Annotated in this window: 14 protein-coding genes, 4 tRNA genes and 1 pseudogene; 12 read left to right on the top strand and 7 right to left on the bottom strand. The window is 65.1% G+C overall.

Annotation, left to right across the window (positions count from 1 at the left end; translation table 11 throughout):
* Positions 1-1,134 (bottom strand): sigma factor-like helix-turn-helix DNA-binding protein, encoded by a 1,134-nt coding sequence (locus ACFU4Z_RS21565; RefSeq protein ID WP_379065649.1) that lies wholly within the window; start codon positions 1,132-1,134, stop codon positions 1-3.
* Between ACFU4Z_RS21565 and ACFU4Z_RS21570 the strand changes: the two genes are divergently transcribed.
* Positions 1,078-3,204, top strand: a complete 2,127-nt coding sequence (locus tag ACFU4Z_RS21570; RefSeq protein WP_379065651.1) for an FAD-binding oxidoreductase — start codon at positions 1,078-1,080, stop codon at positions 3,202-3,204. The genes ACFU4Z_RS21565 and ACFU4Z_RS21570 overlap by 57 nt on opposite strands.
* Before the next feature lie 138 nt (positions 3,205-3,342).
* Here the strand turns inward: ACFU4Z_RS21570 and ACFU4Z_RS21575 are convergent.
* From ACFU4Z_RS21575 to ACFU4Z_RS21585, 3 genes are all read right to left on the bottom strand, one after another.
* Positions 3,343-3,417 (bottom strand) — tRNA-Val (locus ACFU4Z_RS21575).
* Position 3,418: 1 nt separating this feature from the next.
* A tRNA-Cys gene (locus ACFU4Z_RS21580) sits at positions 3,419-3,489 on the bottom strand.
* 49 nt (positions 3,490-3,538) lie between these two features.
* Positions 3,539-3,610 (bottom strand) — tRNA-Gly (locus ACFU4Z_RS21585).
* A gap of 453 nt (positions 3,611-4,063) precedes the next feature.
* On the opposite strand from ACFU4Z_RS21585, the gene ACFU4Z_RS21590 reads away from it, so the two are divergent.
* A tRNA-Val gene (locus ACFU4Z_RS21590) sits at positions 4,064-4,138 on the top strand.
* A gap of 1,182 nt (positions 4,139-5,320) precedes the next feature.
* Positions 5,321-5,992 (top strand): VOC family protein, encoded by a 672-nt coding sequence (locus ACFU4Z_RS21595; RefSeq protein ID WP_379065653.1) that lies wholly within the window; start codon positions 5,321-5,323, stop codon positions 5,990-5,992.
* A 178-nt stretch (positions 5,993-6,170) separates the two neighbouring features.
* Here ACFU4Z_RS21595 and ACFU4Z_RS21600 read toward each other — a convergent pair whose 3' ends face one another.
* The 3 genes from ACFU4Z_RS21600 to ACFU4Z_RS21610 all read right to left on the bottom strand — a co-directional run bounded on the left by ACFU4Z_RS21600 (position 6,171) and on the right by ACFU4Z_RS21610 (position 9,399).
* Positions 6,171-6,995 (bottom strand): class II glutamine amidotransferase, encoded by an 825-nt coding sequence (locus tag ACFU4Z_RS21600; protein WP_379065655.1) that lies wholly within the window; start codon positions 6,993-6,995, stop codon positions 6,171-6,173.
* Between the two features lie 417 nt (positions 6,996-7,412).
* Positions 7,413-8,552 carry a histidinol-phosphate transaminase gene (locus ACFU4Z_RS21605; protein ID WP_379065657.1) on the bottom strand — a complete coding sequence of 380 codons (1,140 nt, stop codon included), beginning with the start codon at positions 8,550-8,552 and terminating at the stop codon, positions 7,413-7,415.
* A gap of 220 nt (positions 8,553-8,772) precedes the next feature.
* The gene (locus ACFU4Z_RS21610) at positions 8,773-9,399 is read right to left on the bottom strand and encodes an NAD(P)-dependent oxidoreductase (RefSeq protein ID WP_379065659.1); all 627 of its coding nucleotides are present in this window, start codon (positions 9,397-9,399) and stop codon (positions 8,773-8,775) included.
* Between the two features lie 285 nt (positions 9,400-9,684).
* Here ACFU4Z_RS21610 and ACFU4Z_RS21615 point away from each other — a divergent pair.
* The 9 genes and pseudogenes from ACFU4Z_RS21615 to pgsA all read left to right on the top strand — a co-directional run.
* Positions 9,685-9,807, top strand: a pseudogene (locus tag ACFU4Z_RS21615) (SDR family oxidoreductase); the annotation flags it as partial.
* 118 nt (positions 9,808-9,925) lie between these two features.
* Positions 9,926-10,522 carry a TetR/AcrR family transcriptional regulator gene (locus ACFU4Z_RS21620; protein WP_379065662.1) on the top strand — a complete coding sequence of 199 codons (597 nt, stop codon included), beginning with the start codon at positions 9,926-9,928 and terminating at the stop codon, positions 10,520-10,522.
* Positions 10,523-10,874: 352 nt separating this feature from the next.
* Positions 10,875-13,106 (top strand): SulP family inorganic anion transporter, encoded by a 2,232-nt coding sequence (locus ACFU4Z_RS21625; RefSeq protein ID WP_379065664.1) that lies wholly within the window; start codon positions 10,875-10,877, stop codon positions 13,104-13,106.
* Positions 13,107-13,377: 271 nt separating this feature from the next.
* Positions 13,378-15,624: a SulP family inorganic anion transporter gene (locus ACFU4Z_RS21630; RefSeq protein WP_379065666.1), complete on the top strand. Its 2,247-nt coding sequence runs from the start codon at positions 13,378-13,380 to the stop codon at positions 15,622-15,624.
* Between the two features lie 99 nt (positions 15,625-15,723).
* Entirely contained in the window at positions 15,724-16,155 is a 432-nt protein-coding gene (locus ACFU4Z_RS21635) for a TIGR02611 family protein (protein WP_379065668.1), read from the top strand.
* Positions 16,152-16,766 carry a (2Fe-2S)-binding protein gene (locus tag ACFU4Z_RS21640; protein WP_379065670.1) on the top strand — a complete coding sequence of 205 codons (615 nt, stop codon included), beginning with the start codon at positions 16,152-16,154 and terminating at the stop codon, positions 16,764-16,766. Before ACFU4Z_RS21635 ends, ACFU4Z_RS21640 begins: the two co-directional genes overlap by 4 nt.
* A 196-nt stretch (positions 16,767-16,962) precedes the next feature.
* Positions 16,963-19,023 (top strand): threonine--tRNA ligase, encoded by a 2,061-nt coding sequence (gene thrS, locus ACFU4Z_RS21645; protein WP_379065672.1) that lies wholly within the window; start codon positions 16,963-16,965, stop codon positions 19,021-19,023.
* The gene (locus ACFU4Z_RS21650) at positions 19,020-19,607 is read left to right on the top strand and encodes an HIT family protein (RefSeq protein WP_379065674.1); all 588 of its coding nucleotides are present in this window, start codon (positions 19,020-19,022) and stop codon (positions 19,605-19,607) included. The genes thrS and ACFU4Z_RS21650 overlap by 4 nt, the downstream gene beginning before the upstream one ends.
* Entirely contained in the window at positions 19,608-20,282 is a 675-nt protein-coding gene (pgsA, locus tag ACFU4Z_RS21655; RefSeq protein ID WP_379065676.1) for a phosphatidylinositol phosphate synthase, read from the top strand.
* Positions 20,283-20,288: the final 6 nt, after the last annotated feature.

Genomic DNA, 20,288 nt, shown 5'->3' on the forward strand with positions numbered 1-20,288 from the left:
TCAGCGGCCCGCGGTCAATCGGAACGGCGCACGATCCCAGCGCCATTCGTTGCGCAGGACCAGTGCGGCGAGGTCGAGTAATTCGAGTCCGGTCTCCGTCCGCAGGCGCTGTATCGCAGGCCAGTGCACCGGCCCGTTGTCGATCAGCTCGCGCAGCCGGCTCTCGGACTGCGAATCGACCTGCCGCCCACGCAGTTCCGGCACACCGAGCCGGCTCCCTGTCCAGACGAGCCAGCCCCACCCGTTGGCGTGCGCATAGGCACGCCCTGCGGCCGACTTGGCCCTATTGATGTGAAAGCCGACGTGTCCCAGCGGTTGGACATCGATCAGCACGACCCGTTTGTCGGCCAGCTCGGCGACGATGCTCGGGTAGAAGACCTGATCCGTGCCGTCCACCTGATATTCGACGGCGCTCGGCTGCTCTTGGAACGTGGCGATCAGATCGCTCGCGTTGAGGGTCCGCAACAGCCGAGCCTCCAGCCCGGAATCGAACGGCACGTCGCGCCCCACCTTGCCCAGATAGAACCTGCCCCTACCATCGTCATCGCCGTCGACGACCCGCGCCGACTCGCGGGGCGGCGCGGCAGCAGCCACCGACCCGGGCCAATCAACCTGCCCCAGCCACGAATTCACCTCATCGGTCGCCGACGGTTCCGCATTGTGCAACTTCGCCAGCCGCCGATTGGTCTTCTTCTGCCATGCCATGATCCGCTGCATCACGAACCCCGCGATCCGCCGCGCGTCCTCCCCGGCATGCCCCGCGAGCCGCAGCTTCAGATACGTCAACTCGTTGGCCGCGATATCGCTGTCCGTCGCGTACGTCTCCACCAGCAACGCCCGCACCAACTGCGAATCCCGTGTCCCCACCGGATATCGCGCCCCGAACACCCCTGCCGCCCGATGCCCACTCAGTTGCGCTTCCCGAATGATCTGCCCCACCGCCCGCGTATGCAACTGCCGAATCCGGTCCCGCGACAGGTCATATCGCGCCCCGATCCGCGCCAAGGTCTCCGGCGCCTCCCCGCGCACCCCCAACCGGAACCCGACGATCTCCGCATCCCGCCGCCGACGGTCCCCATGTATCTCGACCAGTTCACCCAACAACTCGTTGATCTCCTCGAGCCCGAACGACACATCCCCCTCGATGTCGTCGACCTGCTCGAACTCCGCATCATCGTGGCCGCCATCGCCCTTCGGCGCAACGCCTCGATCCATCGTCAACGCGGCAACCCCCTACTTCGACTCCTCAACACAATGCGGCAAAGCCTAACGCCGCCCACCGACATCCCGGTCGATCCGGCGCACGCCGTCGAACGCGCCGCTGTCATGCGCAGACGTCAATCGTTCGTCACCTCCGCCGCGGACCGTCGACGCCCTGCCGTGGCCTGGCCACAGTTCAGAAAGGCGACTCCGTCGACAGGTGTCGCGTCCTCGGGGTGGTGGGACCACGTTCACTCCGGTGCGTTCGGAATCGACGAGTCCGGTTTTGCTGAGCTGGCCGACACCGCCGGGAACCTCGTTCGGGTGTCGTCATCGTCCTCGATTGGCGTGTCGGGACACACCGCCACGCCACCCAGTTACCGTGCGGGGGTCGACCACAAAGGACTGCCTGGCGGCTGGCGGGTAGGAGTTCCCTTGGCAGCCGGGTACTGGCGTAGCCCGATTGAGAGGATCTGTACCTTGAGCGATCTTTCTCGCCGTGACCTGCTCAGGACGTCGGCGGCCGCCGGCGTCGGAGCAGTCGTTGTCTCGGGCCTTACGGCCGCAGACACGCCGGATATTGCGGGCGCAAGCGCCCCGGGAATTGTGGCCGCGGACCACGCGAGTAAAAGCCCGGGATGCCCGCCCGCGACGCTGACCGGCCACATCATCCGCCCCGGTGACGCGTCGTACACGGATGCGCGACTCGGCTGGGACCAGCTCTTTTCTCACTATCCGCTGGTCATCGCCTTCGCACAGGAAACCCAGGACGTGGTGAACGCCCTGACGTGGGCGCGGCAGCACAACATCGCGCTGCGGGTGCGGAGCGGCCGCCACGCCCTCGAAGGCTGGTCGAACGTCGACAACGGCATCGTAATCGACGTCAGCCAGCTGAAGTCGGTACAGATCGACCCTGGTGCTCGTATCGCGACGGTCGGTGCCGGGCTGAACCAACTGGAAGCGGTGACAACGCTGGCGAAGCAGAACCTCGCGGTCACAACCGGGAGTGAGGGCAGCGTGAGCTTGTGTGGTGCGACGCTTGGCGGTGGCCTCGGGCCCCTCAACCGCTGGCTCGGCATGGCCTGCGACAGCCTGATGGCGGCCGAGGTCGTCGTCCCGTCGGGTCACGACTGCGCCAAGGTGATCAACGCGGACTTGCAGCACCACTCGGACCTGCTCTGGGCGCTTCGCGGGGCGGGAAACGGCAACTTCGGGATCGTCACACAACTCACCTATAAGGTGTACGCGCTCGAGCATCTCGCCTATGTGCAGGCGACATGGGATGGACTTGGCGACCTGTACGGGGTCTTCGAGGCGTGGCAGCGTACGGTACCGTCCGCCGACAGCCGTCTGGGATCCGAGCTCGAGATCCACAAGTCCCAGATCCTGCTGTCCGCGTGGCTTGTGGACGGGGCAGCGGCACAGGCCAGAGAAATGCTGGCTCCGATCCTGTCGGTCGGCAGGCCCGATGTCACGGTGCAGGTCGGTAACTGGGGCGACTTCTTTGCGGGAGCCCAGGTCCCGCTCGCGCAGGAGCCCGCGAACTGGAAGTTCTTCTCGGAGTTCGTCAAAGAGCGGTTCCCGAAGGAGGCGATCGACATCATCGGCGACTTCATGCGAAACGCTCCCACAGAGGAGTGCAACTACTTCGTCGATGCCTTCGGCGGGGCGATCAAGCGGGAGCCCCCCGGCGGCACGGCGTTCGCGCATCGCGACGCGCTTTTCTACGGCGAGATCGGCGCGGCCTGGGGGACTCGTTCAACGCAACCAGGCGTCGGCGACCCGCTGACCTCGCAGGCCCAGGCCTGGACCGCTGAGTTCAGCCAGGCGCTGCAGCCCTACGCGGACGGCGCCTACGTCAACGTGCCGAACGTCGGAATGCAAGAGTGGGAGACCGCCTACTGGGGGAGCCAGCGCTTCGAGCGGCTGCGCAGGATCAAGGCGAAGTACGACCCCCACAACATCTTCCAGTACGAGCAGAGCATCCCGCCCGCGTCACACTGATCGAGATGTACTCCGGCGCATCGGATCTGATCGTCCAGTCCGGGCTAACACCCAGGTTCGGTAAAGCGGGCATTGGGCGCGCGTTGGGCACAAACAAAATCAGACCCGGTGTAAACCGGGTCTGATCTGGTACTACGGTGGTGCGCGATACTGGGATTGAACCAGTGACCTCTTCCGTGTCAGGGAAGCGCTCTCCCGCTGAGCTAATCGCGCGAGGTGGAGACGGGAATCGAACCCGTGTGCACGGCTTTGCAGGCCGTTGCCTCACCACTCGGCCACTCCACCGCGCAAAGGAGGACGGCATAACGAAAAATTAAGCCTGGCCTACCTCTCGAGCGGATGACGGGATTTGAACCCGCGACCCTCACCTTGGCAAGGTGATGCGCTACCACTGCGCTACATCCGCATTTGCACCTCGGAGGCGTTCTAGCTGTCCTCCGTGCTGCGAGATGAAACATTAGACGACGTTCGCGGAAAGGTACAAATCCGCTGGTAGGAGGGGTCGAATTCGAATCACACGGGTGTTGTTCGGGTGTGGTCCATGAGTTGGGCTACGGATTGCGCCCGATTCGGGTAGGCGGTGTCGTCCGGAGGGGCTCCGTACGTGCGATCGGGTGCTGCGCTTCGCGGATTCGACGAGTAACTCCGGCAACGCAACTCGGCACCGTCGGGGACTGGGCCACCCCCTTCCGGACAACCCCGCTCGACGCACTTGCCCCCGATCGCGGGGCATCCAATACGCCGCCACGGCATGGCATCCCACGACATCCAGGTGGCGATTTGGTGGACGCCCGGTGGTGCGTGCTAATGTTCCTCCTCGTTCGGATGCTGCTTCAGCTCCACCCGGACGGCAAAGTTTGGTCCCATAGCTCAGCGGGAGAGCGTCCGCCTCACACGCGGAAGGTCGCTGGTTCGAAACCAGCTGGGACCACCACCGGATAGGCCCCTCGTTCAGGTATTACACCCGAACGAGGGGCCTTTTTCGTGTCGCCGCGTGGCCTCGGCAAAACGCCTGGATCAGTGTGGTTTAGCCTACAACTTAAGACCGCAGTGCAGGTACGCTGATGGAGATCGAGCAGCTCGGCGGCCGTCAGGGCGAAATCCGGCCTCGAATGGGATCGACCTGGAGCGGCGCGCCCTGGCGTGTCAGTTGGAATGGTTGCCACTCGAACCCAGCGCCAACCTGGACGGCTTCGATGTGTGGCCAGGGTTCGAGTACCGGCCGATCTGGCGCCGCGTGGCGTGGACGTGACCGCAGTCGACGGGCTCGACCCGGATGATCCCATCCCCGAACCCTTGGCAGCGATCCTGACCGTCCCATCGTGAACGCAGCGTGCCGAACCCGTGGGGCCTGGTGTGGGTCTCCCAACCCAAGGCGAGGTCTTGGTATGGCCAGGACGTCACGGCGGTGTCAGATCGCGCCGACCGCGAGCTGGGCCGCCGCGCAGCAGATAGCGGGAGTCGATGTGGTGAGTGTGCGCGGAATGCGAGGCACCACAGCGACCCTCGACAAACACCAGGACGACCACGATGGACACAACGGACGCGTAAACGCGCAGGATCCAATACCACACAACAGGCACTCATCGTGCTTTATGCGAGGGCATCGGCCTCTTCGATGAGGTATTGGGAAAACATGTCGATGAATGGCACTCCGATGAGAGGCTCCAAGAAGATGAACTGCCCCTGTGGATAGGGGAGTGAGCCACGGTGTCCTGGAGAGACATTGGTGGCGCGAACGCGTGGCCGACGTGCCGACGGGGTCGTGGCGATGCTTAGTCGGCAACGGTTGCGCGTCGTGCCGGGCAGGCGCTCTTGATTCCATATGGCGGAAATTCGGCAACAACTGTCGATAGGATGCTGCCCTACGCATGCTGAGCGCACAGAGTGGCTGCCGACCATGTTGTTCATTCCAGCTGGAAGTGGAACACCTGCTTCGCGACCATGCCCTCTTCAATCTAGTGATCGACAATACGCAGGGGCGATCATGCAATAGCGCGTAAGTAGCGGCGACCTGGTGAGTCGTGGTCGCCGACGAGTAAGTTCACAACTCCCGCGTTGGTGGTGTCACTGCCCTCGGAATCACCGCAAGTCATCCAAACCAAAGGAGTTTGATATGACCGACACTGAAGCACAAGGCGAAACCACGACGCTCGACATGAAGCTCGAGATCGTCGTCATTCCCGTTTCGGATGTCGATCGGGCCAAGCGCTTCTATGGCGACTTGGGATGGCGGCTCGACGCCGACTTCGCCGAAGGAGACGACTTTCGGGTGATCCAGTACACGCCGCCAGGCTCTCCAGCGTCAGTCATTTTCGGCAAGAACGTCACCACGGCGGTTCCTGGCTCCGCCCAGGGACTGTATCTTGTCGTCTCCAACATCGAGGCCGCCCGCGCTGCTCTGCTCCGTCGCGGCGTCGAGATCGGTGAGGTGTTCCACGGCGGCGACAGCGTGCACGCCGGCCCGGACGAGCCCTATTTGTTCGGACGGATCCGGGTGAACGGTCCAGACCCCGACCGCGGAAGTTACCGCTCCTTTGCATCGTTCAGCGATCCCGACGGCAACGGCTGGCTGTTCCAGGAGATCACCACACGATTGCCTGGCCGGATCGACTCGTCCACCACGAGCTTCGCCTCCGCGCGGGATCTTGCAAGCGCGATGCGGCGCGCGTCTGTCGCTCACGGCGAGCATGAGAAAAGAACAGGCGGCCAGCGTGATGAAAACTGGCCCGATTGGTACGCCGACTACATGGTGGCCGAACAAGCGGGCGACCCGTTGCCCTTATGAACGACGGGTTCGTGCCCGCGACTTGGGTCAGTCGGTTGGCGGCATAGGCGACCAACCCATCGGCGACTGCTCGAGTCTAGGATTTCGCGGCGGTGCGATCTCACCAGCGGCGGGTGAAACCGCACTCACGCAGCCCTTCGGCGCACTCACCGCGTTCCACAATCGGCGCTATTCGAACTCAGCTCGGTGAAATCGGTTGGAAGGGCCGGATTTCGTCAGCGCCGGCTCGGACCAACCTCGCCGAGGATTCCGGCACTTCGTTCCACGCGCCTGCCAGGTCGCGAAGCAGCGGCTCGGAGACCACGAAGCGGGTCTGCTCGCCCAGGTGGCGCAGAACTCGTACTTCGGGATGGAGAGCGCGCAGCTTCGAGATCTCGCTGGAGTAGAACAGCGACCTCGTCTGCCGCTCGCTGGAGTAGCGAAAGATCCAGAAGGATTCGCCGTCACTGGTCGCGACAGTCATCTGTACGGGATGGTCGATCCCGTACGCGCGGCCGACATCTTCGACGAAGCCGACCGCGCGGGCAACACCGCTGAAGGGATCGTCTTCGAGACCGAACGTCAGTGCGAGGAAGAACAAGGCTTCCGAGTCCGTCGAACCTTCGATGTAGGGGAACAGGGGCGGGTCGACAGCCATCAGCAGGTCGCGCTTGATCTCTTGAAAGCCGTCGAGGAGACCGTTGTGCATCCACAACCAATGCCCATGGCGGAACGGGTGGCAGTTGCTGCGCTGCACCGGCGTGCCGGTCGAGGCCCGCACATGTGCGAACAGCAGCGGCGTTCGCACCTGACCGGTGATCTCGCGCAGGTTCCGATCGTTCCAGGCTGGTTCGATGCTCTTGTATACCGCCGGTTCGCTGCCCTCGCCGTACCAGCCGACACCGAAACCATCGCCATTCGTGGTCGTCGCCCCGAGATGGGAGTGCAGACTCTGGACGATCAGCGAATGTGCCGGACGGAACAGCAGATCCTCGGCAAGGATCGGCTCACCGGAGTAGGCCATCCACCTACACATATATCCATTGAAGCAGAACCGTCACTGGCCGCGACAGCAAACCGGGAGCACGCCGCCCGCAAAGCCGAACGGCCATCGACGTGCTCGTAGGCCTACAGCGCGGTGCGGTGCGGTGCGCGCCAGCGGTGGGCGGCAGCAGGCACCGTTTCCACGGCGGCCGCTGTTCTTCGGGATGGGACCGGTACCGAACCATCCCTACCGGCTGCTCATTCGTTTGCGTACGCCACCCGTGCGTCAGCGATATGTCGCCATTGCCGAAGTCGGCGACCTCGGTCAGCGACGCGAATGTCCGCTCATAGGTGGCGATCGGCGCGGCCGTGATCAGAGCTCATTGTGATCGTCGTGCGCCAAATTCCGAACGGCCGCTCATCTCGGCCCGCACACCGGACTTTCTGAACCAACCGTTTACGGGCCCATGGGTTCCAGAAGCTGGGTGATCTCGATAAACCTGTCGTTCTCGGCAGCATTACCGATGCTCATGCGGAGATAGTGGGGTATGCCGATATCGCGGATGAGGACACCTTGGTCGAGGTAATGCTGCCAGGCCAGCGGCGCGTCCGTGAACCGGCCGAACAGGAGGAAGTTGGCCGCACTATCCACCACATCGAATCGGTGGTGGCGCAGAACACGGGTGATGCGTTCTCGCTCCTTCGTCAATTCTGCAACGTGTCCGAGTATCTCGTCGGCGTGGCGCAAGACCGCCCGCGCTGCCGCTTGGGTCAGGGCCGATAGGTGATAGGGCAGGCTCACCAACTTCAGTGCTTCGATGGCCTCGGGAGCGGCGACAAGGTATCCGAGGCGTCCGCCGGCGAAGCCGAATGCTTTGCTCAGGGTTCTGGTCACCATCAGACGTGTGGGGAACCTGTCGATCAGGCCGATCGCGCTGGGTACCGAGGAGAACTCGCCGTATGCCTCGTCCACGATCACGATGCCCGGCGCGGCCTCGAGAATCCGCTGCAGGTCGGCGGTCGCCATGCTCTGTCCGGTGGGATTGTGCGGATTTGTCAAGAACACGATGTCAGGGGTGTGTTCGAGGATTGCCGCGAGTGCCTTGTCTGTGTTGAGTGAGAATTCGGCGTCGCGGGCAATTTCCAGCCATTCGACTTCCGTGGTGGTCGCGATGCTCGCGTACATGGAGTAGCTCGGCACGAAACTCAATGCGCTGCGCTCGGAGCCGCCGAAGACCTGCATCAACTGCAGTAATATCTCGAGCGATCCGTTGGCCGCCCATATGTTGCCGAAATCCACCGGGACACCGGTCTGTCGAGATATGTATTCGGCCAAGTCGGTCCGTAATTCGATCGCGTCCCTGTCGGGGTATCGATGTAGTGACGTGACCGCCTCTCGCAGCGAAACCAGTATTTCCTCTGAAACCTGCGACGTCGGCGGGAAAGGGCTCTCATTGGTATTCATTCGTATGGAAACGGAAGGCTGCGGCGCGAGATACGATGTTCTATTCAACAATTCTCTTCGCAATGGCAGATCTGCCATCCGAGTCCGAGGCCCCGTAGGCGCCACGCCGGCGAATTCATCGCTCCGCTTCATTGCAGACCTCACTAGCTAACATCGGCCGGATCGGGTTCCGGCAGCACAAGCGGTCGAATGATATCGGCAAGCCGGTCGAGCGCATCTGCCGTTACTTCTCGATACTGGGAAATCCGGCTAATAGTCGCCAAATTTTCGGCTAACGACAGAGAGTGATGTCGCGACCGTGTGATGCGCCGTGCGCGCGGGGGTGTCTCCCGCATCGGCCAGCGGTCCGACGTTATCCGGCAATCTCGACCCGCTGCCGATAGGCGGTCGGCTCTGCCAGGTTCCGGACAATCCAGTCCGCGACGTCGGCACGCACCACCGTGGCCGCCTGGCCGAGATGGCCGCCGACCGATACCTGGTAGATGGAAGTCGGCTCGCCGTCCTTCAGCATCGGCACCCGCACGATCGTCCAATCGAGCCCCGAGTCGGCCACCACTGCTTCCATTCGGGCCAGGTCGGCGTGGATTTCGCCGTAGATACGCGTTGCCACGAGCCGGGTGACCTGGCGCTGGAAGAACGGCAGTTGGTCGGTCGACAGGCCCGCCGAGGACATGACGATCAGCCGCCTCGTTCCAGCCGTCCGAGCGGCGCTCGCGATATTGCCGAGGCCTTCGGAGAACACGGTGGTCGCGCCGCGCCCGCGCACGCCGAGCGCCACCACGACCGCGTCCTGCCCCGTCATGCCCGTCGCCAGATCGGCCGAAACCAGTACGTCGCCGCGCACAACGGCGAGGCCGGGGCGTGTGGTTACCCGGTTCGGGTCGCGGGCCAGCGCGGTGACGGCGTGGCCGTCGTGCAGTGCCCGTTCGGTCAGCAGGCCGCCGGTGCGACCCGCGGCCCCCACTACCAGAACCTTCATGAACGCACCTCTCCCTTGTCCGGCGCACCCGTCGCGCTGCCAGAATTTATTTCGTCAGACAGTCTGTACAAATAAAGTATAGGGCACCATGCTCCTGGCATCCAGAGCGCAACCTCGAACACCTTCGAACCCAGGGAGACCTCATGGGCGCGCAATACCCGGATGGCGCCGACGAGGACGACCTCGCTGAGGCCGCCACGCTGCCTGGCCCCGGGCGCGGTCCGCACCGAACGCACTGCCGCGCACGTGCCGGTCGATATCCAGCTGTAGGTCGCCGCGGCGCACCCACTCGGTCGGCTCGGCGAGCCCGCCGACGTGGCGCAGGCCGCGCTTTTTCTTGCGTCGGACGAGTCCTCGTGGATCACCGGTCAGACGATCGATATCAGCGGCGGCCGGGTCATGGTGTGACTAATCCGCTCGCAGGTCTACGCCGTGGCCGGGCGGCGGTCGACCGGAAGCAACGTAGGCGATACTGCTCGGAAGGCTGCCCGCGCCCGGCGACCGGCCGAGCAGGTGAGAGGTGGAGATGAGTCCAAGGCCCTACGAAATGGGCCGCCGACGCGAATCGGTGGACGATACCCGCGCCCGCGTCCTCGCGGCCGCCCGCGATCTGCTGGTAGCCAAAGGGGCGGTCGCGGTGGACGCGATCGCTCGCCGGGCCGATGTCTCGCGGGCCACCGTCTATTACCAGTTCGGTACAAAGATCGGCCTGCTGGAAGCGCTGTGTGACGATCTCGCCGAGCGCGGACGCATGGAGCGTCTCGCCGAGACGTTCGGTCTGCCTGACGCTCGCGCGAGCCTGCGGCTCTTCGTCGAGGTCATCGCGGACTTCTGGGCGGTGGACCGCGACTGCACACGCCGCCTGCGAGGGCTGGCCGCTCTGGATCCCGACGTCGGCCAGGTCATCGCGGCGCGTGATGATCGGCGCCGCGCCGGGGCCACCGTTCTTGCCACACGGCTCGACGCCGGGCCGGACTTCGGGCCCATTCTGTACACGCTGACCAGCTTCGAGGTCTTCGACTCCCTCGCGGCCGACCGCCCCATCTCCGAAGCTGCCGCCGGGATCCAGGGCCTCCTCGACGCCGCCTTGACCACTCCGCCGCCACGTCAGCCTGCGGGCTGAGTTGGTGGGGTTCAGGTTGCACGGCCCTTTCCGCGCCGTCCGTCGAAGCGGTCTGATCTGAGCTGATCGGATCAGGCGCGTTCGACCTGACCCGCAGGCTCTCTCCGCATCGAGTCCGAGGGCGAACCATGGTACGTACTGTGACCTACGTCACGGTTTGATAGCAGTTGGCCGTGTTTATGCTCAAAAGCTTTCCATACGCTTTGCGAAGTCTTTACTATTTGCCTGACCTTCGCGTCATCGGGTCGCTGCTCCACGAAGCAACTGCTTCGCCCGCCGCTCGCTTTCGATGCCAGTACATGTTCGACCGATGAACCGGATCGGCTTCCCGCCGATTCGGCGAAGGAGAATTATGTCCACCGACACCGATCCCGCACCACGGACGTCGCCGTTCCGCGCAGGTATTCCCGATCGTCTCGCCGTCATCGGCCGTCACGACTTGCCCGCTTCGGTCGTGGTTTTCCTTGTCGCACTACCGCTTTCGCTGGGTATCGCGGTGGCCTCCGGCGCGCCCGTCGCCGCGGGCCTCATCGCGGCGGTCGTCGGCGGTGTTGTCGCCGGGTTGCTCGGCGGCTCGGCGGTGCAGGTGAGCGGGCCGACCGCGAGTCTCACCGTTATCGTCGCCGAGAGCGTGCACCAATTCGGCTGGGCAGCAACGTGTTTCATCACCATGGGCGCGGGGATGCTGCAGATCCTGTTCGGCGTGAGCCGGGTTGCGCGCGGTGCGCTGGCGATCGCGCCGGTGGTGGTGCACGCGATGTTGGCGGGCATCGGCGTGATCATCGCGCTGCAGCAGGTCCATGTGCTCCTCGGCGGCAACTCGTTGAGTTCGTCATTTGCCAGCCTCACGGCCCTGCCCCAGCAACTGATGTCGGTGCATCGCGGTGACCTGGCCATCGGTGTGGTCGTCATCGCGATTCTCATCGCATGGAAGTTCGTGCCGCGCCCGGTACGTGTGGTGCCGGGCCCGCTGGTCGCGGTCGTCGTCGCAACGGTCCTGTCGCTGGTGCTGCCGACGCATGTCGAGCGCATCGTGTTGAACGGGTCGCTGCTGGATTCGATCGGCTTGCCCGTGATTCCCTCCGGCGGTTGGTCGGCCATCGCGGTGACGATGGTGACGATCGCGCTGATCGCCAGCGTGGAGAGCCTGTTGTCGGCCGTCGCGGTGGAAAAGTCGCGTCCGGACAAGCCGACGAACTTCGATCGTGAACTCATCGGACAGGGTTCGGCGAACATGGTGTCCGGCCTGCTCGGCGGGTTGCCCGTCGCCGCGGTGATCGTGCGCAGCATCACCAATGCCCAAGCGGGGGCGCAGACCAGGGCAGCGACCGTGCTGCACGGTGTCTGGATCCTGCTGTTCGCGGTCGCGCTGGCGGGGGTTGTCCAGCAGATCCCCAAGGCGGCGCTGGCCGGGCTGCTCATCCTGATCGGCGTGCAACTGGTGAAATTGGCGCACATCCGGCTGGCCCGCCGCACCGGCGAGCTGTATGTCTATGTGGCGACAGTGCTCGGCGTGGTGTTCCTGAATCTGTTGCAGGGCATGGTGATCGGCCTGCTGCTGTCGTTCGCGCTGTTGCTGTGGCGGGTGGTCCGGGTGACGATCATCGCCGAGTCGGTGGCCGGCGCCCAGCGCTGGGTGGTGACCATCGACGGCACCTGCACCTTCCTCGCGCTACCGAAACTCACCGCCGAACTGGCCAAGGTGCCCGCAGGCGCCGAGGTCACCATCGAGATGACCGTCGACTTCCTCGATCACGCCTCCTATCAGCTGATCACCGACTGGGCTGCCAAGCGTGAATCCGAAGGCGGGATAGTCGAATTCGTCGAAATCGGGAGCGCGAGGATGGCAAGGGCACAAGCAGGTCCGCCGGAGCGCGGCCGTTCCAGGCAGGTCATCGACGAGGTGATCGGGCCGTGGCGGCGCACCGGCAACCGGGAGGATCCGATCGCCGCGGGCATCGCGGCCTACCACCGTGGCCACGCCCATCTCATGCGCCCGCACCTGGATGGATTGCGTAACCGTCCCGACGCCGATTCCTTCTTTCTGACCTGCGCCGATGCTCGTATCGTGCCCAACGTCATTACCAACAGCGGTCCTGGTGACCTGTTCACTGTCCGGAATGTCGGCAATCTGGTCCCGGCAGGCGGCAGCGATGTCTCGGTGGAGGCCGCACTGATCTACGCGCTGGAGAAGCTGGACGTGCGCGCGGTGGTGGTGTGCGGGCATTCCGGGTGCGGCGCGATGGAGGCGCTGCACCGCGAGGTGCAGACCGGGCCAGAGCTGGGCGATTGGCTCGCGCATGCATGGCCGAGCCTGGACCGGTTCCGGCTCGGGCATCCGGTGGCCGACGCCGCGGCCTTCGCCGGTTTCGGCGAGGTGGATCAGCTCGGCATGGTGAATGTCGCGCTGCAATTGGAACGGCTATACGCGCACCCTGCGGTGCGTTATGGGATCGAGGAACGCGGTGTCGCGGTGTCGGGGCTGTTTTTCGATATAGCTACTGCCCGCGTCATCGAGGTCACTGTCGACGGGATCGCCGCGTTCGACGATGCGGGCAGCCGTGTCGCCGCGGAACCTGTGTAGCGGTGGCGGTGTCGGCCGACCTTTCCGGTCGGCCGGGACGGATGTGCTGAACGTCACGGTGTGGTTCGAGGATGGAGTCTGGCACTTCAGGGGCAACTTCTCAGGCTTTGCTAAGTCTTTACCAATACCCTTGTTGGGATTTACATCTCGACCCGTTGCCGGGTTGGGAACTGCTTCACCGCGAGATGCCGGTTCGCGGTCTTATGCCCTGCTGGACATGTTGATCGTCAACCGACCTCGGCACCTGCCGAGTTCGGCGAAGGAGAGTTCAATGGCCGTCGAGAACGATGTAGCCACATCACCGTCACCGCCTGCTGAATCGGGGGATGATTCTGGATCGCGATCCGGCCGCTTGGCGTCTGTCCTACGCCACGATGTGCCTGCGTCGATCGTTGTATTTCTGGTCGCTTTGCCGCTGTCGCTCGGCATTGCCCTTGCCTCCGGCGCGCCTGTGGCCGCCGGGCTCATCGCCGCCGTTGTCGGCGGTGTCGTCGCCGGCACGGTCGGCGGTTCTGTGCTCCAGGTGAGTGGCCCCGCCGCCGGCCTCACCGTGGTCGTCGCCGAGTCCATCAGTGAATTCGGTTGGCGTGTCACCTGTTTCATCGTGGTCGCGGCGGGTCTGTTGCAGATCCTGTTCGGGCTCAGTCGCATCGCGCGTGCGGCGCTCGCCGTCGCGCCCGTTGTGGTGCACGCGATGCTTGCCGGCATCGGCATCACCATCGCGCTGCAGCAGATCCATGTGCTGCTCGGCGGTTCCTCCCACAGCTCGGCGTGGAAGAACATCGTGGAGCTGCCCGGTCAGTTGATGAACCTGCACGGCGGCGGTGCCTTCATCGGCATGGTGGTCATCGCGATCATGCTCGGGTGGCGTTATGTTCCTGCTCGGCTGCGCGCCATTCCCGGACCGCTGGTCGCGGTGTTCGCGGGCACCGTCCTTTCCTTGGTGTTGCCGACGGGCGCCGAGCGAATTGTGTTGAGCGGCTCACTGTTCGACGCGATCGAGCTGCCGAGCCTGCCGAGCGGCGATTGGTCCGCGGTGGCGATCATGGTGCTGACCGTCGCACTCATCGCCAGCGTCGAGAGCCTGCTTTCGGCAGTGGCCATCGACAAGATGCACACCGGTCAGCGCACCAATTTCGACCGGGAACTCATCGGCCAGGGCTCCGCGAACGTCGTCTCCGGTCTGCTCGGCGGCCTGCCGATCACCGGCGTGATCGTCCGCAGTGCCACCAATGTGCAGGCGGGCGCGCGCAGCCGGGCCTCGGCGGTGCTGCACGGATTCTGGATTCTGCTGTTCTCGGTCGCGCTGGCCGGACTCGTGCAGCAGATTCCGAAGGCCGCGCTGGCGGGTCTGCTGATCGTGATCGGCGTCCAACTGGTCAAGCTGGCTCACATCAAGCTCGCCCGGCGCACCGGTGATCTGCTGGTCTACGCGGTCACCGTGGTCGCCGTCGTGTTCCTGAACCTGCTGGAAGGCGTGATCATCGGTCTGGCGCTGGCCTTCGGCCTGCTGCTGTGGCGCGTGGTGCGAGTGGCCGTCGACGCTATGCAGGTCCCGGGTTCGCAGCGGTGGCTGGTCACCATCGACGGTTCCTGCACCTTCCTGGCCTTGCCGAAGTTGTCGACGGAGTTTGCGAAGGTGCCCGCTGGTGCGGACGTCACTGTCGAAATGACTGTGGATTTCCTGGATCACGCTGCCTTCGAGGCGATCGAGGAATGGGTGCGCCAGCAGGAAAGCAGCGGCGGCTCTGTCGAATTCGTGGAGATCGGTAGTGCGCGAATGGCCGCGGTGACGGCGGGCCCGCCCGCGCGCGGCTTCGGCCGGGCGGTCATGGACGAGATCCTCGGTCCTTGGCGCCACGACGACAAGCGCATCGATTCGGTCACCTCGGGCATTGCGGCATACCACCGCAGCCACGCGCATGTGGTGCGCCCGCACCTGGATGACCTGCACGACTCACAGGATCCGCATTCGTTCTTCCTCACCTGCTCGGACTCGCGGATCGTGCCCAACATCATCACCAACAGCGGTCCCGGCGACATGTTCACCGTCCGCAATGTGGGCAACCTGGTTCCGGTATCCGGGGACGCGTCGGTAGAGGCGGCGTTGATCTTCGCGCTGCAGGAGCTCGATGTGCGCTCTGTCGTGGTCTGCGGCCACTCCTCATGCGGTGCGATGAAGGCGTTGTACTCCGGGGCCGATACCGGCCCCGGGATCGGCCCCTGGCTGGCGCACGCGGACCCGAGCCTCGAACGCTTCCGCCTGGGGCACCCGGTCGCCGCGGCGGCAGCGGCGGCCGGGTTCGGTGCCGTCGACCAGCTCAGCATGGTGAACGTGGCGGTGCAGTTGGAGACTCTGCACCGGCATCCGGCGGTGCAGGCGGCCATCGCCCAGCGCGGTGTGACGGTGTCGGGTCTGTTCTTCGACATCGCCAGCGCGCGCGTCATCGGGATCACCATCGACGGGCTTGTCGAGATCGATGACGCCGAGCAGCGCAGCACACCCGAGTTGGTCTGAGTTGTCGAACACCTCGAACCCGCCCTGGCCATGGCCAGGGCGGGTTCACCAGGGCCGGAGCCGAATCGGGTGCCGCCGCGTCGCTCGTAGGCTGGCGGGGTGACCACCGAGCTCGAACCGCATTCGCCGCCCGACCCGACCCGCTGGCGCGCCTTCCGCAACGGACTGGCCAGGCGACCTACTCTGAATCTCGCCTACCGGATCGGGGTCGCGGTGATCGGCGCCGCGGTGCTGGTGCTCGGCATTCTGGCGATTCCCTATCCCGGTCCGGGCTGGGCGATCGTTTTCGCCGGCCTCGGCATCCTGGCGACCGAATTCGCGTGGGCGCGCCGGGCGCTGGGTTGGCTGCGCGGCAAGTACCGGCAGGGAATGGCCTGGTACTCCGGCCGCGGTCTGGCTATGCGGGTGTTCGCGGCGGCGGCTACCTTTGCGCTGGTCGTCGCGACATTATGGATATTGGGAACATTCGGGTTGGTCGGCGGCTGGATCGGAGTCGAATGGCAGTGGTTGCACAGTCCCCTCGCTCGGTGAACACCGTCCAAGGTCGGACCCTCACCCAACCGGACTGGCTTGCCGCGCGAATCGCGGAGATGGGCCAGTCCTGGGGCACCACCTCGCTGCGCATCGCGGGCACCCTGTGGTGGTGCATGGTGGCCTCCGCGCTGGTCGAGCAGATCGCGCGCGCCTACGCGCACGAGGAAACCGCAGCCGCGCCGGTACTGGACCGGATCGCCTGTGAGGTCCGACCCGATGGTGGGGTCGACCACATCAAGGTCGCCGCCCCGGGCGACGACTCTGTCGGATGCGGCGCAGCCCTGCGGGAAACCCTTGCCGCCGTGATCGCTCCGGTCGCCGAGGTGTCGGGCGCTGGCGTGCCGTCGCTCTGGGCGATCGTGGCCGACGCGATCGGCAACCGGGCGCTGGACGCCGGTGTGGCCTCGGCGGGTACGCGTCTGGCCGCGGAGATCGGTGACAAGCTGCCGACGCCTCGCTTCGTCGAGATCGGCGGGCGCACCTTCGTGCGCCGCATCTCGTGCTGCCTGGTCTTCGAGGTCCCAGGCTGCGCAATGTGCACCAGCTGTCCCAAACGCCCCGCTGCCGAGCGCAAAGCCCTCCTGGAGAAGCTGGCCGCGGAAAGCTGACACGTTGTCGCGGGGAGTCCGCGATTCGGTCAACTACGCGACCGTCGGCCCGCAATGCAAGTATTGACGCGCCCGACGACCGGCGGAAGACGCCGGGAGCCGGGCTAGCTAGCATGGTCGCGCCGGAGCAAATTCGTGTCCGGCCGATGAAACGCGGGAACAAGCCCGCCCACCACACGCCAAGGAGTCCGCTGCCGTGACCACCTCAGCCCCTATCAGCCCTGCCGCCCTCGTCCGGGTGCCGGCCGGGACGACGGCGGGCGCCGCGGTGCGCGAAGCGGGCCTGCCGACCAAAGGTCCCGACACCATCGTCGTCGTCCGTGACGCCGAAGGTCTCAAGGATCTGGCCTGGATTCCGGACACCGACGTCGAGGTGGAGGCGGTCGCCGCCAATACCGAAGACGGCCGCAGCGTCATCCGGCATTCCGCCGCGCATGTGCTCGCCCAGGCGGTGCAGCAGGAATTCCCCGGCGCCAAGCTCGGTATCGGTCCCTTCATCAAGGACGGCTTCTACTACGACTTCCAGGTCGACAAGCCGTTCACCCCCGAGGATCTGGCCAAGCTGGAATCCAGGATGAAGAAGATCGTGAAAGGCGCACAGCGCTTTTCACGTCGCGTGGTCGAGATCGACGAGGCGCGCGTCGAGCTGGCCAAGGAGCCGTTCAAACTCGAGCTGATCAGCGACAAGTCCGGCATCGACGATCCGGAGGTCATGGAGGTCGGCGGCAAAGAGCTGACCATCTACGACAACCTCGATCCGCGCACCGGCGAGAAGGTGTGGGGCGACCTGTGCCGCGGCCCGCACATCCCGACCACCAAGTTCATCCCCGCGTTCAGGCTGACCCGCAGTTCCGCCGCCTACTGGCGCGGCGATCAGAGCCGCGAGGACCTGCAGCGCATCTACGGCACCGCATGGGAGTCGCAGGAAGCCCTCGACGAGCACATGCACCTGCTCGCGGAGGCGGAGCGCCGTGACCACCGCAAGCTCGGTCTGGAGCTGGACCTGTTCAGCTTCCCGGACGAGCTCGGCTCCGGACTGCCGGTGTTCCACCCCAAGGGCGGCATCATCCGCAAGGAGCTCGAGGAGTACTCGCGACGTCGCCATGTGGCCGCGGGCTACGAATTCGTCAACACCCCGCACGTCACCAAGGGCCATCTGTTCGAGGTCTCCGGGCACCTCGACTGGTACCGCGACGGCATGTTCCCCGCCATGCACCTGGACGCCGAATACAACGAAGACGGCACCGTCCGCAAGCCCGGCCAGGACTACTACGTCAAGCCGATGAACTGCCCGATGCACAACCTGATCTTCCGGGCCCGCGGCCGCTCGTACCGCGAACTGCCGCTGCGGTTGTTCGAATTCGGTTCGGTGTACCGCTATGAGAAGTCCGGTGTCGTGCACGGCCTCACCAGGGTCCGCGGCATGACCCAGGACGACGCGCACATCTACTGCACGAAAGAGCAGATGCACGCCGAGCTGACCAGCACCCTGCAATTCGTGCTGGACCTGCTGAAGGATTACGGCCTCGACGACTTCTACCTGGAGCTCTCGACCAAGGATCCGAAGAAGTTCGTCGGCTCCGAAGAGATCTGGGAAGAGGCGACCGAGACCCTGTCCAAGGTGGCCTCGGCCTCCGGGCTGGATCTGGTGCCCGACCCCGGCGGCGCCGCCTTCTACGGACCCAAGATCTCGGTGCAGGCCAAGGACGCGCTCGGGCGCACCTGGCAGATGTCGACCATCCAGCTCGACTTCAACCTGCCGGAGCGGTTCAACCTCGAATACACCGCCTCCGACGGGACCAAGCAGCGGCCGGTGATGATCCACCGCGCGCTGTTCGGCTCGATCGAGCGTTTCTTCGGTGTCCTCACCGAGCATTACGCGGGCGCCTTCCCCGCGTGGCTGTCGCCGGTGCAGGTTGTCGGCATCCCGGTGGCGGAAGCCTTTGCGCCGCACCTGGATCGAGTGATCGAGCAGCTGCAGGACGCCGGTATCCGTGCACAGGTCGACCGCAGCGACGACCGGATGCAGAAGAAGATCTTCAACAACACCGCGCAGAAGATTCCGTTCATGCTGCTGGCGGGCGAGCGCGATGTGAACGCCGGCGCGGTGAGCTTCCGGTTCCGCGATGGCACCCAGGTCAACGGGGTGCCGGTCGCCGATGCGGTGGCCACCATCGTGGCGTGGATCGCCAACCGGGAGAACGCTTCACCGACTGTCGAAGGCTTCGAGGTACTGACGGAGAAGGACCCGGCATGAGCGAGCGTACGGTGCCGGATGAGCTCGCGGAATCGACCGAGCAGGGGAGCATCGTGGACACCGGGGCCGGCGAACCGGACCGGTTGCAGCGGATCTGGACGCCGTATCGGATGTCCTACATCGCGGAGGCCGCCGCGACGACCCCCAAAGACGCTACCGGACACCCATTTACCGATATCCCGAAGATGTCGGATGAGGACGGCCTTGTCATCGCGCGCGGTGAAGTGGTCTACGCGGTGCTCAACCTGTATCCGTACAACCCCGGGCACATGATGGTTGTGCCCTACCGCAAGGTGGCAGACCTCGAGGACCTCACGCCCGCGGAGAGCGCCGAGCTCATGGCATTCACCCAGCAGGCGATCCGGGTTATGAAGCAGGTCTCGCGGCCCCACGGTTTCAATGTCGGCCTGAATCTCGGTGGAGTGGCGGGCGGTTCGCTTGCCGACCATCTGCACCTGCACATCGTGCCGCGCTGGGGCGGGGACGCGAATTTCATCACCATTGTCGGCGGGGTGAAGGTGATGCCCCAGTTGCTGCGAGACACATGGGCCCTGCTTGCCGAAGCGTGGAAAGAGGTCGAGTAAGTGCTGAGCTTCTTCGGCCGCGAGACGTTCTCCAAAGCGACCGCGCCGCTGGGTAAGGCGCTTGTGAAGACCGGGCTCACGCCCGACGCGGTGACCGTGATCGGCACGGTCGCCTCGATCGCGGCCGCGGTCACTCTGTTCCCGACCGGACATCTGTTCTGGGGAACAATGGTGATCTGGCTGTTCGTCATGTTCGACATGCTCGACGGCGCCATGGCCCGTGCGCGCGGCGGCGGCACGAAATACGGTGCGGTCCTGGACGCCACGTGTGATCGGGTCGCCGACGGCGCGATCTTCGCCGGGCTGGCCTGGTGGGCGGTTTACCACGAGAACAGCAAGCCGCTGTTTGTGGTGACGCTGGTGACGCTGGTGACCTCGCAGGTGATCTCGTATGCGAAGGCGCGCGCCGAGGCGAGCGGGCTTTCCGCGGACGGCGGGCTCATCGAGCGGCCGGATCGGCTGATCATCGTGCTGGTCGGCGCCGGATTGACCGGTATCGGCGGTTACTGGGGCATCGAATGGCTGACCTGGGCCGTGCATGTGGCGATGTGGATTCTCGCGGTGCTGAGCATCGTGACTGTGTTCCAGCGAATCTTGGCAGTGCGCAACTCGCCGGGCGCACGGGACGTGATCCCACCGGCCCGTCCCAGCGCGGAATCCCAGGAACCCGCATGATCAACC

Origin of the sequence: Nocardia sp. NPDC057440 (assembly GCF_042802915.1) — a bacterium.
Classification (GTDB): domain Bacteria; phylum Actinomycetota; class Actinomycetes; order Mycobacteriales; family Mycobacteriaceae; genus Nocardia.

Coding starts and splice junctions, on each gene's coding strand:
- ACFU4Z_RS21620 (WP_379065662.1), top strand. CDS start 9,926: ATGAGTCCAAGGCCCTACGAAATGGGCCGCCGACGCGAATCGGTGGAC.
- ACFU4Z_RS21610 (WP_379065659.1), bottom strand. CDS start 9,399: ATGAAGGTTCTGGTAGTGGGGGCCGCGGGTCGCACCGGCGGCCTGCTG.
- ACFU4Z_RS21595 (WP_379065653.1), top strand. CDS start 5,321: ATGACCGACACTGAAGCACAAGGCGAAACCACGACGCTCGACATGAAG.
- ACFU4Z_RS21650 (WP_379065674.1), top strand. CDS start 19,020: ATGAGCGAGCGTACGGTGCCGGATGAGCTCGCGGAATCGACCGAGCAG.
- ACFU4Z_RS21570 (WP_379065651.1), top strand. CDS start 1,078: ATGTATCTCGACCAGTTCACCCAACAACTCGTTGATCTCCTCGAGCCC.
- ACFU4Z_RS21630 (WP_379065666.1), top strand. CDS start 13,378: ATGGCCGTCGAGAACGATGTAGCCACATCACCGTCACCGCCTGCTGAA.
- ACFU4Z_RS21600 (WP_379065655.1), bottom strand. CDS start 6,995: ATGGCCTACTCCGGTGAGCCGATCCTTGCCGAGGATCTGCTGTTCCGT.
- ACFU4Z_RS21625 (WP_379065664.1), top strand. CDS start 10,875: ATGTCCACCGACACCGATCCCGCACCACGGACGTCGCCGTTCCGCGCA.
- ACFU4Z_RS21605 (WP_379065657.1), bottom strand. CDS start 8,552: ATGAAGCGGAGCGATGAATTCGCCGGCGTGGCGCCTACGGGGCCTCGG.